The sequence below is a fragment of the Mucilaginibacter sp. AK015 genome (genome assembly GCF_014200785.1).
GTDB lineage: Bacteria > Bacteroidota > Bacteroidia > Sphingobacteriales > Sphingobacteriaceae > Mucilaginibacter.
The window spans coordinates 295965-311124 of the sequence record NZ_JACHCV010000003.1 but is presented as its reverse complement, the minus strand read 5'-3'; the positions used below and the strand labels follow the sequence as shown (position 1 = coordinate 311124).

Here is a 15160-nt window from a genome sequence, read left to right as displayed (position 1 = left end):
ATCGCTCAAAAAATACCAATCACTTTGTATTGCCTGCTCTTTCCGCGCTCACTAAAATTGTTCTGTCTGAAAAACAGTTGACTAAGTTATCCGTGCGTTGGGTTGCGTAGTCTTTAATGTCTATTTCAAATTAAAATATTATGAAATATCTGGAGTATTTAACCTATGCTGTCCCTGTTGTTTTTATGGTATTGTCGCGCCTGTCCCTGCATCGGTACAAAAAGCTTAAAGATAGTGGCAGGGTACCCGAAATTGTTTGTGCCAGACAAAAGCAAAACCTATTTCTTTTTTTGGCCATAACAACTGCGATGATAATAGTTATTATTCAACTGCAGCTATTTGATCTTTAATAATACGCCGCCTGGGCACGCCGCCCTCTAGTTTAGGATGGCAGGCGGCGGGCATGGAGTGGCGCGAGTATATTTGATAGGATCATTTTATAATTATTATCTTTAACAGGGAACCACTATCCGGGTATGAAATATCTCTTTTGTTTTTTCCTGTTTTTAACTGCGGTTGAATGTTTAGGTCAAAATATTGATAGTTTAAATAAAATTGTGCTGGGCAATGCGCCGGTTCAAAAGCGGCTAAACGCTGCTATAAAGGGTTCCGGGCATCCGTCTGTAAAAAACGCTAACAATGTACTAACCATTGCAAAACCCGGGCTCCGCCTTGCTGTAAGGTCGGGCAATAAGCCTGCAGTTTCCCTATTGTCGGTGAGCATAGGTAAGGCCTATTATTTTATAAGACGTTATGATTCGGCGGCATATTATTATGACGCTGCAGCCAATGTTTCTGACAAATCTCTTAAAGAAAATGTTTTGCCTTACAATTATGCGGAGCTGGCAAAAGTCTACGCCCTGCAAAAGAATTACGATAAAGCGATAGAGCTTTATAACAAGGCAATTCTATATGCACCTGTAACGGGGCCGCGGCGCCTGCCCATGGCTGCCCTTAATAAAATAGGTGAACTGTATGAAGCTAGGCGCGATTACCAGAATGCTTTAAATTATTTCAGACGGGCTTACGATATCAGCGACTCGTTAGACCTTGTTGAAAGAACAAAGAAAAATACATCTGAAGCTTATAGCCGCGACTTTATTGGTGACGTGATGGAAGGGATGAGGCACAAGACGAGTTCGGTAGAGGACATTTTAAAGGCCATCGACACAAAAAAAGCTATTAACGATACTTTGGCGCTTACCATAAATTATTTTAACCTGGGCATATTATGTAAAAGTAAGCAGCAATACAGCCAGGCACTGGAAGCATTGCAGAAGTGTTTGCAATATGCTACTAACATATATTATACAGAGATGCAGGGTAGTGTGCTGAACGAGTTAACAGACCTTTATGAGCAGGTGGGGAACCACCGTCAGGCGCTGGTTTATTTAAAGAAGCGCATAGCATTGAGTGCCCCGGGCGGCAACCATATTTCAAAAACAATGGACGAGTTGCAAACCAAGTATGAGATTACGCAGCGCGAAGATCAGGTGCTGCGGCAACAATTTGAAATTACCAAGCGTAACTACTGGGTGGCCGGTATATCTGTTATTGCCATGCTGATGTTTTTAACAGGCTATATATATTATAAACAAACACGTTTAAGGCAACGCAATATTGCCATGCAGGCTATTATTGCTACTGAAGAGAGCGAACGGAAACGGATAGCCCAGGACCTTCATGATGGCGTAAGTCAAACTATGACTGCTGCCAAGATGAGCCTGAGAGCTATTGCAAACGAGATGCCTTTTGTAAATGATGAACAGCAAAAACGGTTAGAGAAGGCGATCAGCCTGGTTGACGAAGGTTTCAGGGAGGTAAGAACCATATCGCATAATATGATGCCGTGGGCGCTTAATGAAACCGGCCTGGCCACGGTTATTAAACAATTTATATCTAACATCGAAAACGAGACAATTACTATCAATTTTTTTTGCAAAGGGTTTGATCAGCCATTTAATGATACAGTTGAAATTATTTTGTACCGGGTGTTGCAGGAAAGCTTACATAATGTAATGAAACATGCCAGTGCCAGCCGGATTGATATATCATTGATAAAAGATGAGCAAGGCAATATCAGTTTAACCATTGAAGACAACGGAAAAGGATTTGACGCCGCCCGCCCCGAAACATACCAGGGGATGGGCCTTAATAACCTGCGATCGCGTATAATGTTTTTGAAAGGGAAAGTCGAGCTATCTTCTAAAATAGGTCAGGGCACGCTGGTTTCTGTTTATGTACCTGCGTAGCGGTGTTACAGATTATACTGCAGTATAAACTTGGTCAACTCAACGGGGGTTTTCAAACTCAGCTTTTGCATAATGTTCTTACGGTGGGTCTCGACAGTATAAATACTTAAGTTAAGATGATCGGCCATTTGCCGGTTTGTATAGTCCTGCTTAATGAATTGTAGTAGTTCCAACTCTCTTTTTGTGAGTTGAAATTGTTTTAAAAATGGGTCTGGTTCATCAAATGTTGAATTTACCGTGGGTATTTTATTAGGGAAAGACACCCGTCCCTGGGAGACCGACTGGATCAGATCAAGTAATTCATCTTTCTCGGCATTTTTAAAAACGTAGCCATCAGCTCCGCAGCTCTTAGCTTTTTCGATCAGGTATTCTTCATTGTATGTAGAAAGCATGATCACCTTGATTTTTGGATAGCAATCTTTTATTTTTTTAAGCGCTTCAAAACCATTGATACCCGGCATGTTAATATCGAGCAGTATTACCTGGGGTGTGTGGGTGTGCAGTATACTTAATAGTTCGCGCCCATTGCCGGCGATAGCTATGATCTGGATATCCGGCTCATTTTCCAATAACATACGAAGCCCGTTTATAAAAAGGGTGTGGTCATCTGCTATGATAACTGATATCTTTTGGGCGATAGAGGTTTCCATCTTTCAATAATGTAAAGTTAAACTTTATCACCTCCATAAAAAATACAAACTGCTTTGTATTGTGTGGCTTAGCGAGGCGACATAACATTGTGTTACCAACAATTAACACAGTCGCCATACACAAAACCGAACCTATTGCCGATGAAAAAGCTAATTACCACACTCGCCGCAATGCTGTTTTGCCTTACGGTGCTTGCTCAACAAAGCGCAGCGCAGATAACTTACAACAGGCATGCCTTGAATCTCCGGGAACAGGACGAACTTTACAGGGGCGCGCTGAAAAATGACCAGGTGACGCCCGGTTTTGTTTCGCCCGTGTCTGTACAATTGCTGTTGGGCAGCCAGGGTATAGGTGCAGATATTAAATACGGATTTTTGCCCAGGCTGTCGGGTCGGGTAGGCTTTGGAATAATCCCGGTGAATGCCGGTCGTAATTTTCACTTCTCCTCGTTCAAGGTACATGGCCAACTTACCTCACGCTTTTCCAACTTGCATTTACTGGCTGATTATTCACCATTCGCAACGCAAAGTATCCGGATAGTAGGCGGGGCATCATACCTGATAAAGGGAAACGCCAATGTAATAATATCGCCAACCCGCGGATACGATATAGGTAACAGATCGGTAACCAAAGATCAATTGGGCGCCGTATATGCCAATGCCGATTGGAAGGGACTGGCGCCCTACCTGGGTGTCGCGCTATTCAGGGATTTTCCCGACAAGATTTTTAACGTCAATTTAGATATTGGCAGTTACTATCTGTCAAGTCCCGCCACGTCATTTACCGGTACACAGCTTTTATCTGATAATGACGATAACGCTAAACAATTTAACAAAAATATGAGCGGCTACCGCTGGCTGCCGGTTGTTCAGGTCAATTTTAATTTCAGGCTTAAATAAACTATCACAAATGAAAACACATACAAAATACAAAGATCAGGAAATATCGCGAAGGATAATTATAGGGTTATCCTCTATCGCGGTGTTGCTTACAGTAACCTTACTTATACTATCGGTAGGGGGTTGCAAGAAACCAAATGAAGACATAAAGCTAAACGTGAACGAAAGCTCGCTTACAAAGGCGCCGGTATTAGTGCATTTCGCCAATGCGAATGTAAATTCAATGAACCAGCCGCAGGACTTTGACGTAGAAATAACCGGTAAAGATGCCGCACTGGTACAAATGGACGGCGGCGCTACTTCTGGTTTTAAAGCCTCGCATGGTTTCCTGCCATTGTCGTTGTTACGCGAGGCTTCACCATCGGCAACTTCGCCAGTAACTTTTAATGTTTCGGCGCAGATACCGGGTTTTGCACCGCTGGTGCAAACCATTACCATTACGAAAGATACGGCAACCATTGTGGATATCGGTGCTATCGAGTATGCTCATCCGCCCAAAGGTACGGCTGTGCTTACGGCGGTATCGCCATTGTCAAACGGTGTTTCAAACGGTGCCACGCTGAATTTGCAGGCGGGCGCCGGCATGGTAGAGACCGCGCAAATAAATATACAGCCCGGCACCCAAATGCTCGACCAGAACAATATGCCTGTAAATACGGGTCAGTTGTCATCAAACATTGTTAATTACAGCGCCACCTCTGCAACCTCATACGGGGCTTTTCCGGGCGGCTTCAGCCCTACAAACGTGGTAGATGCAACCGGGAAACAGGTAAACGGGGGATACCCGATCAACTTTGTATCGGCGGGCCTGCTATCCATTAAAATGACAGCCGGGGGCACCCAGGTAAGGCATTTTTCAAAACCATTAAAAGTAACGATGAAGCTTGACCCACATACCACAAATTTTGTTACCGGTAAAGATGTTAAAGCCGGAGACACTGTACCATTATGGAGCCTCACTGAAGAAACCGGGCAATGGAAAAGCGAAGGCGACGTAACTATAACAGCAGATGGATCTGGTAACCTGATGGCCATTTTTGAAACTTCACACCTTTGCTGTTTTAACCTCGATTGGAGCTGGGCAATAACCGGACGCCCCTACGGCACTTGTTTTAGCCCGTTAACTGTACGTATACATTGCGGCGCCGGTAACAGCGGTATTTACGACGTTACCATTTGTACGCCAAACAATCAATACCTGGCGGGCGCCCATGGCGAATATGTGCACGATGGAGACGTGGTCGTTTTCCCTTCTGTACCAAACATTGAGCAATGCAAAGTAGTGATAAGTGGTTTTAACCTTTATCTTAACCCCGGCCTACCTATACTTGCCCAGAGTCAGTTATTCAATCCATGCAGCCAGGGCGCCATCGATCTTACATTCGGTACCCCACCGGCCAATCCTACATTTGTTAACGTAAACTTCAATATTCAAGGTCATTGCAGTAACAAAGCTATCAACTTGCTGCCTTCGGGGTGGTTCTTTCTTTACGATGCCGGCGCTGCAAAGATCAACCAAAACCCATGGACATACATATATGTAAGCAAAGGTGTTATCAAATATGCATTTGGTACGGGTATAACAGGCGGTGGCGGCAGCTATCACATCCGACTATTTGCCGGCGACCAGTATTACATGTACACCTATAATAGTTTTGAATGGTATGAATCAGCCCTCTTTACTATGGCTGCGCGCAATTTCGATTTCCCCTCGCATAACGGCATCACTGGTACAGCTATTTATGATGCACCCAGTAACTCGCTGAATATAAATGTGAAGTTCAGTGTACACTGTCGTTAAGCATACATATCAAACTTAACTATGCGGTTTCCTATTTCTATTAAATGGATGTCACTATCGGGTCTTTATTTTTATTTGGTATTTGCAAACTGGGTTCATGCGTAACGCGTATCGCTCTTAGGTAAATAATAGTATTAACAAAAAAAGCCTGCTACGATAATTCGTAGCAGGCTTTTATCAGTAGAAGGAACACGCGATGGGTCGACTTTTGTTGCTGATGTAGAGGCGGTTATAAACGCTAAAAATATAATTGATAAAACTTCCCATTTTTGAATACAATGTTTTGTTAGTCAATATTGTAGATGCGGGCTAACATCCAAGATATTGATGTTGTAGTTATATGCCTAAAATAATAGGCAAGATTACATGCTTTACATTATAATACTGGTACTAGAGAGTATGTAGATAAAGATAAGAGATATAAGCATATTGGCTTATATATACCTATTATAAGTAAAATCACTTATAATTCTATGATATAAGCAAAATTACTTATAACTTAGTAACAGGAGATACATTAGGTATGAAAATATATGCTGTAGTAACAGGAGATATTAAGAACTTTACTAAGCTTTCGAGTGAAAGACGTAGCAAATTAGTTGTTGAGACGGAACAACTGATGAAAACTATGGTCAAGAATACGAAGGATGCCCAGGTATTTAGAGGAGATAGCTACCAGCTAATCATAGATGATATTAGCCAGGTGTTAAAAAGATGTATTCAATTGATATGCTGGTTTAAACTTAATTCAGATCGCTTTAGTTCGGGAAGAAGGGCTGCCACAGACCCTCGTGTTCCGTTAGGCACCCGGTTATCTATCGGTATTGGAGGAGTCGCTTACGAGGGTAAGAATGTACTGGATTCAGATGGAGAAGCATTTCATCTATCGGGGAGGAAGTTTGACCAATTAAATAAGGATGATATTATAAGGCTAACTACTGCCGACGAAAAAAGTAACGAGGTCTTTGAAATGTTACTGATGTTCATGAACTCGATCATCAGGAGCTGGACACGAACACAGGCGGAGACTATTTTTCAATTTCTGGAAAAGGATGATAATACCCAGGAGCAGGTAGCCAAAAAGCTAAAAATGACCCAACCCGCAGTTGCATTTAGTCTGCGAGCCGCAAGATGGAAAGAAGTAGAAAAAGGAATTAACTATATTAGCAAAGAATTGGAAAAGCAATATCTGTAATGGAACTAACCCTATTATTACGTTTGCTATTAGCACATCTGCTAAGTGATTTCTTGTTACAGCCAACAAAATGGGTTAAAGCTAAGAATGTCAAAAAGGAGAAAGCTCCGGAAATGTACTATCACATACTGGTAGTAACAGTGCTAACGTACCTGTTTTTATGGGACTGGAATCACTGGTATCTGCCTTTGATTGTCATGGTAAGTCACTTATTAATCGATATCTGGAAGAGCCATCGTTCTCATACATTTGCATACTTCCTTGCCGATCAATTACTTCATGTATTTGTAATAGTCGCTGTTTGGACCATATTTTATTTTGATGCCAACACGGTACTTACCTGGATACCCAAGTACTTAAACTCGACACATTTTTGGATATTAATAATCGCTTACTACCTGGTAACAGGGCCATTAGGCATAGCTATCGGGATTGCCACTGGCAAATGGCAAAAAGAAGCCGGAATGGACACAGCAGGCTTAGATAAAGCCGGTATATGGATCGGTCGCTGTGAAAGGGTATTGATACTTACTTTCATCATTACCAATCAATATACGGCATTGGGGTTTTTGATGGCAGCTAAATCTATTCTGCGCTTTGGCGATGCAGAAGAGCGCGCGCAAAAAAAGACCGAATATATATTAGTGGGAACGCTAATGAGTTTTGCATCAGCAGCTATCCTAGGCGCAATAGTCAGTTACCTCTTTCATAATCTATAGTTAATTATATTAACTATAGATTATGGTATTGAGCGCTTGTTTTTGTTGCTGCTGTGGTTGGGTGTTTCGGAGATATGTTACACCCTATTCCGTGGCAAACTGACCACCTATTTTGCTGGCAAAGAAATGCAGCAGATGCTTTAGCAGCATAAAACAAAGATAGCTTATTTACCTTTTCCCAATTGGTCTGGTGGCGCTCATGCTTTTTCTTAGAAGCTTGAAACACCTGGGTAGTTACCGCATATCTCTTTCGGTAATCATCGTCCATCGCTTTAATAGCGGCTTTACAGGACCATTTCCCTTACGCGATCAGGCTCCCGATTAACTTTTTCATCGGGTCGCCATATCACGCTTCTAAACAGCACAAGCAGTATCTAAAGCGTAGTTACAAAAACGGGGTGGTCAGTTTGATCCGGAATACCCTGCTCACTTTGAATCCGGAATGGGTGGTCACTTTAAATCGGAATCAGGTGGTCAATTTCAGCGGAACCTCCAAAACACCCCAAATTTTAATTCTCCACTCAATTTTCCATTTTTACGGGACCTTAAATATCGCTCTATTTTAATTAAAAAGAAAGTTTGATATTGAGATGCTGTTCCTTCCCCGATCATACTGAAATACTGATTATACAAGATAAATTACTTTTTCTATTCATATTCGTATTCAGATTTCCTACTCCTTCGCTTGCGCATGGATTCTCCCTCGATCTCGATTCGATGAGCTTCCGGAGTAACTCTGTCCAGTATAGCATCTGCAATCGTTCTTTCCCCAATTACTTCAAACCATTTATTAACTGGTAGCTGTGAAGTAAAGATCATTGAAGTCTTTCCATGAATGTCTTCAATAATTTCCATCAGGATAGCACGGCTTTGCGCATCCAGGGGATGTATTCCGAAATCATCAAAGATCACCAGGTTCATTCTTTCGATCTTAGCGATTTCCTTAATATACGTGCCGTCAGCCTTAGCCATCTTTAGCTTAGGGAATAATTTCGTAATACTCATATACAAGGCTCTGTAGCCTTTTTCACATGCATTTATACCTAATGCAGTTGCCAGGTAACTCTTGCCGCAGCCGGTAGATCCGGTAATTAGGATGTTCTCTGCCCGGGCAATAAAAGTACAGTCTGCCAGGCGCTGGACAAAGTTCCTATCGATGTTTCTTTCGGGATGGTAGTTCATCTCCTCAATAGAAGCCTTATAGCGGAACCTGGCGTTGAAAATTAGGCTCTCTATCCGTTTGTTCATCCGGTAATCGTATTCGGCATCTACCAGCAAGGCCAGTAGCTGATCAGTGGTATATTCCTCAGACTTACCATTCTCCAGATTAGCTTTAAAGGCATTGTACATGCCTGTGAACTTCAGTTTACGAAGTTTCTCTAATGTAGTTGTATTCATGTTTATGATTGTAAAGGTTACTTGTAATATTCTTCTCCACGAATGTTATCGTGGGCAGGCATGGGGAGCTCATCAGCAAAGATGCTGCTCTCCTTATAGCTGTCCATGTTGTTCTCCAGGATGGATTGAATGTTTTTGTAGGTATAGACCCCATAGTCCATCGCCTTTCTGCAGGCATTGGTCAGACGCTCTGCACCGGCCTTTTTACCTAGGCTTAAGATACCCTCACAGGACTTGCGGATTTGCTCAGGATGCTGCTTGCGTTCCAGGATCTTAACGATGTATAAGCGAACATCTTCACCGTAGGCAGCCGCTTCCTCCAGGAACTTTTCAGGTGTTCTTTCATTGGAATAGCGGTGTGTATGTGCCAGGTGCTCCTGCTGGGTGGAATGCTGGTAAGGTGTTTTGCTGCGCTTGTGGACAGCAACGCGGTCGTAGTTGGAAAAAATCTCTACCGTAGAGCCGGAATACAGAATCTTTATCTTTTTACCGATCAGGCGGATCGGTACACTGTAGTAATGCTTATCAGGCCCTAAGCAGACATGGCTGTTTTTCATCACCGTAGCATGAAAAATCTTTTTGAACTCGTAGCGCTGTACCGGTAGCGGATCAAGCGTCTCCCGCTCGATCTCTTCAAACTGCATCCTGCGGCTGTAATTACGGCCTTTCATGGGCTGGTTATTATGCTCATCCAGTATCTCCCGGATAGCTATATTCAGCGCTTTCAGGGAGAAAAAGGTTTTCTGGCGTATAGGCACATATAAGCGCCTGTACATGATTTTTACCGCGCCTTCCACTAAAGCCTTATCACGCGGCCGATAAGCCCTGGCAGGCAAAACCGTGGTACCGTAGTGATTGGCGAAGTCTAGAAAAGTTTCATTCAGAGTAGGCTCATAGCGGTTGCTTTTAGTCACTGCCGCCTTCAGGTTATCTGGCACCAGAGCCTGCGGAACCCCGCCGATGTAATGCATCGTGTTCTCACAGCCTGTAATAAAGTCCTCTTTCTGCTGGCTGTGAACCGCCTCTACGTACGTCAGCTGGCTGGCGGCCAGTATGGCCACAAACACTTCGACAGCGATCTCTTCGCCGGTTTCCTTATCTATATAGCTTAGCTTTTCACCGGCAAAGTCTACAAATAATTTATCTCCGACCTTATGATCTAGGTGCATCGTAGGATTTACCCGGCCTTTCCAGCTCACATAATAGTCGCAGAATTGTGTATAAGCGTAACCATCAGGAAACTCTGTTTTATAAGCTTCCCAAAGAATTTTACGAGTCATTCCGGTGCGCTTAAGCTCTTTATCTACATGGGGAAAGCAGCGCAGCAGCGACTGCATACGCTGGCTAGGACCTCGTTCCCGCTCTCGGGCTTTACCAAAAAAGTCCTCCAGCTCCTTATCATTCAAAGCGTTGATCTCCTTGAAGCTAAAGCCGCCGGCGTCATAGGCGGCCAGGTATTTCTTTACGGTGTTGCGTGCTACATTTAGGTGCAGGGCGATAAATTGCTTGCTTCGTCCCTGGTCATACATTCTTAGTACTTGTCTGATTTTACTCATGCTTAAAGTCGTATTAGCCATTAGCTCAACTGGATAGTCTTACCAGGAACAATGTTTGTTGCTAAAGCACAGCTAAAAAATCAAGATGGTTAGTTTGCTCCGGATTACTTTGGTCTGCCTGACCGCGAAACCAGCGTGCGAGTCGGAACAGATGATCGGTTTCAACGAGACCTACAGATCCTAAAACACACTTTTCACCATTACGACGTATCATAAACAAGCCAGTTTAATTAGCATTAGATGACGACGCAGATATTACTGTTACTTTAACCCAATATTCTTGGAGTATCTAGTTACAATTAGTATCAGGAAAGGAAATCTGCAGGAGTAGTGCTATCAAAAAAATAATTGTAGACGTAATTTTATCTTACAGGTGCTATTAGCGTTCCACAACTGTTATACCTGCTGGGTACACCAATCTAAAATTTCGTCTCTCAAGGGCTGATTTGTTGGATAACCTGGCCTATATAAATATTGAAATATTCTTGCACGATCGAAAAGAATACCATATTCATCGATTCGATTTTGCCATCGCGCCGAAGTGATAATTTCAGTTACACTCATACTTTGGAGTGTGGTAGTATAATTCCAGTTAATATACTGAGACCACGCTGGCAGAGGTATCTGCTTTTTATTTTCCCAAGTTCTTCCAGCGGCGCACTGCATTAAAACCACAATCTGTCCGTTTCTGCTATCATTAAATGATTTCCAGCCGACCACGTCCACGCCGCGATCCTTATCTGTAAACTCCGGGTTTCTGTTGCCTCGTCGTTCAAATAGAAGCGCTGCAAGCGCGTCAAGCTGATCCGAAAGATTCTCTGGATTTGGGAATCCTAGCGTAACCGCCTGCCCGCCTAAATAGGAGATGATTACCTCATTTGATAGCCGCTCAAAAAGCTTTGTTGCTGAATGCTTATTCCAGGCTCCCCAATACGCAAATAGTAGGCACATAAAAAGCTCTGGAGCGTCCAGCCAGGATAATCCAGGCAGTACCACGTTATTCTCTATCGTATAAGGCGGATGATCGCCATATAGCTTTCGCCTGCGATCCAGCTCTTGCAATATGCTATCGAACAACTCATAATCACCGACTTCATTATTACTCTCCTCACCAGCATCGCCTTCTTCCTCAGCGCCGTCGGCAGCTAAATCGCCTTCCTCCAGTTCAGCTATATCGGTATCACCACTCGCATTTATAAGTGAGCTAATCTTAGCCTTAGACAAAGGCGTAGAGGTGAACATGACATTTAATTCAACCCAATCCGCCATTCTTAACACTGAAGCGGTATCCTGTAGCTCAATCATTTTCGCATGCAGCTTTTAGTTCCGTAATTAATAATAGCGTCTCATCAATTGCCTGCACATATTGCTCGTCAGTTCTATAGGCTTGGACATACCGGGCGGCAAACCGAATATCTCTGCTTGCATTTGCAAGCTTTTTCAGTACATAATTCTTTTCGCCATCACTGCGCTCGTATGCATCGTTTAGATTGTTATTCGCTTTAAGGTATGCGGTTGCAGCAGCGCTTGCCAGCACCGGCGCGAGCCTGGATGTTATAAGGCGTGAATCCGTAAGGATCGGTTCTATATCTCCATTGCCGTAGATCCAGGTCAGCACATCACGCAGTTCGTCGATGTGATCATCTGGCACTATATCGTGGTCAAAATCCGCATCTCTATAGCTGGCAACACCGATGTAGCTTCTAATCGCCGGTGAATTAAGGGCAACCGTGATCAGGGAAAAGCGGTCTTTAATTTCCGCTGTATCATATTGCAGTTTCCGCTCCGCCTCTGCAAGTACGCGATAGCACAGGTACTGTTTCTTTATAATATCGCTGCGATCGGGCAGATGGGATTGTAATTTGGTAATGCTTTCACTGTAGCTGGCCCCCGCCTGCACACTTTGCTCAATATTCTGAGCGATATATGCAGCTTTCGCATATGCATCCCATTTTAGCAGTCCCGAGATATGCCTGACACCCAGATATGGCGATACTTTATTACGATCCGCATAAACAATGGCGGGGATAGTTCGGAGATCATCAACTATTGCTGGATTAGCCGGTGTTGAAAATACAGCGCCACGGATATTCAGTGTATTTCTAATTTCCTCGCTTGTCAGGATCTTTGCTGTTCCTATCCTGCGATTGCCTTCAACCACGATAAAGCTTATGGTGCCGCTTTCGATAAATGCCTTTAGCTCCTCCTGAATCTCATCTGGAGACTTGTCCTCATCAATTTCATACCCTTCAGGAAGTGACTTCGGCACAACAATGATCGGCTCCTCATCGAAATACCCGTTCGCTGCCATAGACATGGCGAGTTCCTCGAGGTCGTACTCCGTATAAAGTGTTCGTAGAATATCTATATCCTCTATCGCATCTCTTTGCTTAGCGAGACGCGGATTTGCCGTATCAAGCGAGATGATGTCTAATGGGATATTGATCTGCGGCTTGCGCTTTCCTCTTCCGGGAAAATCCGCACTGGGTATTAACTCTTCGGTATCTGGCATATTAACACGAGTATAATGAAGTTAAGTTCGATGAAGGTACAAAAATCGCTGAAGCTGAAATTTGATGTACGCTGGTCTGCGGCCGCATATAAATAGAAAAATTGCTATGCATAGAATGACAAAGTGAGCAGGTTTATAATAGCTAAGATATTAAAATATATTAATTACAAGTGATTCTATCTTAAAAGCCCACTTTTTGATATTTAATATTTCGTGTAGATTTACACTTAATTGAATGTTGAACTTTGTTCAAACCGGGCCTATCATAATTTATGGAGCAAAAAACACTTTGGGTATTTAAATCATTTGAGGAGGAGCGCTCTTTTGGCGGTAATGAGGGCTACGCTGACGAGCCTGAGCTTGCCTACGTTTACGATAATACAGTTATTAATCATAATAGAGTTAGGGAAGGCGACCTAGCTATTATTGTCAATAAAAAGCACGTTGCTGGTATTGCAACGATCGAAAGAATAACGGTACAGCATAATATACCCAAAAAGCAATACGCATGTCCGGTGTGCGGGACTAAGCGCCTTGCTGCGCGAAAAAAAGCCCTGCCGGAGTTTCGCTGCAAGAATAAGCATGAGTTTAGCACTCCCATTGTTAGCACCATATCCGTAAGCCAATCCAAGGCAATATACTCAGCGGATTATATCCGTATCAGCGAACGTGTTCCAGCAGGTGTCCTAGCGAAATATTACAACAGCTATAATGCCTATTATTCTATTCAGTCTGCTGACATGACTGTGCTAGATCACCATTTTCCAATGTTTCGGTTACTTACGGAGACTCCCATTCCTGACAGTGTTATAATACCTTATGCGCCTTCGCTTACGGATAGCAGGGATTACCGGCTTTTGAAAAGCGCCATCCGGCCTGAGCAGGGTAAATTCAGGCAGCTGCTTATTGAGCGGCATGGCATGAAATGCATGATATCGGGCTGTGCTATTCCGGAAGCAATAGACGCAAGCCATATCTGCCCCTACAGGGGCATTGATGATAATCATCTGAGCAATGGCCTTTTACTAAGAAAGGATCTGCATGCTCTTTTTGACGCGGATCTCCTAGGTATAGAGCCATCCACACTGGCTATTCATATTAGCCCAATTTTGAAAAATACCTCCTATGAGGATTTTTGCGGCCATACACTAAAAATAAAAAATGGAATTGGGCTGCTTTCTCCGCTTGCGCTGGCAATTAAATGGAGTATATTTATGGATCGCTGACGTGCCAATAATTTAATCCTCAAGCAGCAACTGTAAACGGAGCCCCGACATTAGAACCTGCCCAAATATTGCACTGGCTCTATATGGCAAAAATGATCATAGCGGCCGCCTAGCATAAAAATGCGCGGCCGATCACTGTAGTCGAAGACCCTATAAAGATGAAAGCTGTCCTGTCGAGCTATTGAGAAGCTTAGCTCATTTGCAGTAAAAAAGAACGGGGTTTCCCGTGAAAGCTTAGTTGTCTTAACTTCAATATATCTATCCTTCCCGCTGAGCTCACACGAAAGAATGTCGAAGCCCAGTCCGTCGCCCTGCTCCCTTGAGCACCATTCGACTCGATCAGCGAGCGCCTCCTTTCCAGAGCTGATAAGCCTGTGCCGCTCATAAGCCACCACCAATTCCTCGCCTTTCATGCCCAGCGCCGAGTTTCTTTGCTCACGCTCCAGGTAGTTTATTTTTACCGGCCTTGCCATCCGATCCTTCTTCTCAGGCATGGGGCGTAGCACAGGCGGCGGTACGATCCAGCTATCAAAGTCCGCTGAGGCTAGCGGCTGGCTAACGTCGTCTGAAAACTGTAAAAATGTGTCCTCGGCTGTGGGGCTGTGCTCCATATAGTGTTGAATGGCCGCTCTTATTTTAGTTTTTTGCGCATTATAAAGCGGCTTATAGCCACGAATAAATGGCAATCCCATTTCAACCATCACCGCGCTAATATTCTGGTGCTTAAATTCGACAGACCCTCTTGGCCGACCGTTCAGTAAGGGTATTAAAGCCTCACGGTGCTGGGTCTTATTAATCTTTATACCGCGCAGCTCGTCCTGAAGCATTGAAAAATAGTCGGCCACAATTAGCTCAACTTCATTATCAGACCAGTCGTTTACAGGCATTTAATTTAAAATCAGATTAATAAGCACTAAATATATAAAACTATAAAGCCAAGTTATTATAGAT

At 43.4% G+C, this 15160-nt stretch carries 13 protein-coding genes; 7 read left to right on the top strand and 6 right to left on the bottom strand.

All coding sequences use genetic code 11. The features are described from left to right. Nucleotides 1-140: 140 nt before the first annotated feature. Together HDC91_RS13600 and HDC91_RS13595 are read left to right on the top strand one after the other, a co-directional pair. Nucleotides 141-350, top strand: coding sequence for a hypothetical protein (locus HDC91_RS13600; RefSeq protein WP_183553061.1), 210 nt, complete (start codon nucleotides 141-143; stop codon nucleotides 348-350). 126 nt (nucleotides 351-476) lie between these two features. Continuing rightward, nucleotides 477-2252: a tetratricopeptide repeat protein gene (locus HDC91_RS13595; protein WP_183553059.1), complete on the top strand. Its 1776-nt coding sequence runs from the start codon at nucleotides 477-479 to the stop codon at nucleotides 2250-2252. Nucleotides 2253-2257: 5 nt separating this feature from the next. Here the strand turns inward: HDC91_RS13595 and HDC91_RS13590 are convergent, their stop codons facing one another. Then, nucleotides 2258-2902: a response regulator transcription factor gene (locus tag HDC91_RS13590; RefSeq protein WP_183553057.1), complete on the bottom strand. Its 645-nt coding sequence runs from the start codon at nucleotides 2900-2902 to the stop codon at nucleotides 2258-2260. A gap of 141 nt (nucleotides 2903-3043) precedes the next feature. Between HDC91_RS13590 and HDC91_RS13585 the strand changes: the two genes are divergently transcribed. The 4 genes from HDC91_RS13585 (at nucleotide 3044) to HDC91_RS13570 (ending at nucleotide 7517) form a co-directional block, all read left to right on the top strand. Beyond that, a complete protein-coding gene (locus tag HDC91_RS13585; protein ID WP_183553055.1) occupies nucleotides 3044-3802 on the top strand; it encodes a hypothetical protein in 759 nt (252 codons plus the stop codon). Nucleotides 3803-3812: 10 nt separating this feature from the next. Further along, nucleotides 3813-5603: a hypothetical protein gene (locus HDC91_RS13580; protein WP_183553053.1), complete on the top strand. Its 1791-nt coding sequence runs from the start codon at nucleotides 3813-3815 to the stop codon at nucleotides 5601-5603. Between the two features lie 628 nt (nucleotides 5604-6231). Then, nucleotides 6232-6798 (top strand): hypothetical protein, encoded by a 567-nt coding sequence (locus tag HDC91_RS13575; RefSeq protein ID WP_183553051.1) that lies wholly within the window; start codon nucleotides 6232-6234, stop codon nucleotides 6796-6798. Continuing rightward, nucleotides 6798-7517, top strand: coding sequence for a DUF3307 domain-containing protein (locus HDC91_RS13570; protein ID WP_183553049.1), 720 nt, complete (start codon nucleotides 6798-6800; stop codon nucleotides 7515-7517). The genes HDC91_RS13575 and HDC91_RS13570 overlap by 1 nt, the downstream gene beginning before the upstream one ends. A 648-nt stretch (nucleotides 7518-8165) precedes the next feature. Here the strand turns inward: HDC91_RS13570 and istB are convergent. The 4 genes from istB to HDC91_RS13550 form a co-directional block, all read right to left on the bottom strand. Beyond that, nucleotides 8166-8915: an IS21-like element helper ATPase IstB gene (gene istB / locus HDC91_RS13565; protein ID WP_183553047.1), complete on the bottom strand. Its 750-nt coding sequence runs from the start codon at nucleotides 8913-8915 to the stop codon at nucleotides 8166-8168. A 17-nt stretch (nucleotides 8916-8932) separates the two neighbouring features. Further along, a complete protein-coding gene (istA, locus tag HDC91_RS13560; RefSeq protein WP_255476726.1) occupies nucleotides 8933-10471 on the bottom strand; it encodes an IS21 family transposase in 1539 nt (512 codons plus the stop codon). A gap of 396 nt (nucleotides 10472-10867) precedes the next feature. Beyond that, on the bottom strand, nucleotides 10868-11776 hold the full coding sequence (locus HDC91_RS13555) for a hypothetical protein (protein ID WP_183553043.1): 909 nt from the start codon (nucleotides 11774-11776) through the stop codon (nucleotides 10868-10870). Continuing rightward, on the bottom strand, nucleotides 11769-12983 hold the full coding sequence (locus HDC91_RS13550) for a hypothetical protein (protein WP_183553042.1): 1215 nt from the start codon (nucleotides 12981-12983) through the stop codon (nucleotides 11769-11771). The genes HDC91_RS13555 and HDC91_RS13550 overlap by 8 nt, the downstream gene beginning before the upstream one ends. A gap of 272 nt (nucleotides 12984-13255) precedes the next feature. Between HDC91_RS13550 and HDC91_RS13545 the strand changes: the two genes are divergently transcribed. Next, on the top strand, nucleotides 13256-14209 hold the full coding sequence (locus HDC91_RS13545) for an HNH endonuclease (RefSeq protein ID WP_183553040.1): 954 nt from the start codon (nucleotides 13256-13258) through the stop codon (nucleotides 14207-14209). 50 nt (nucleotides 14210-14259) lie between these two features. On the opposite strand, the gene HDC91_RS13540 is transcribed toward HDC91_RS13545, so the two are convergent. After that, on the bottom strand, nucleotides 14260-15096 hold the full coding sequence (locus HDC91_RS13540; protein WP_183553038.1) for a DUF3883 domain-containing protein: 837 nt from the start codon (nucleotides 15094-15096) through the stop codon (nucleotides 14260-14262). Between the last annotated feature and the right edge of the window lie 64 nt (nucleotides 15097-15160).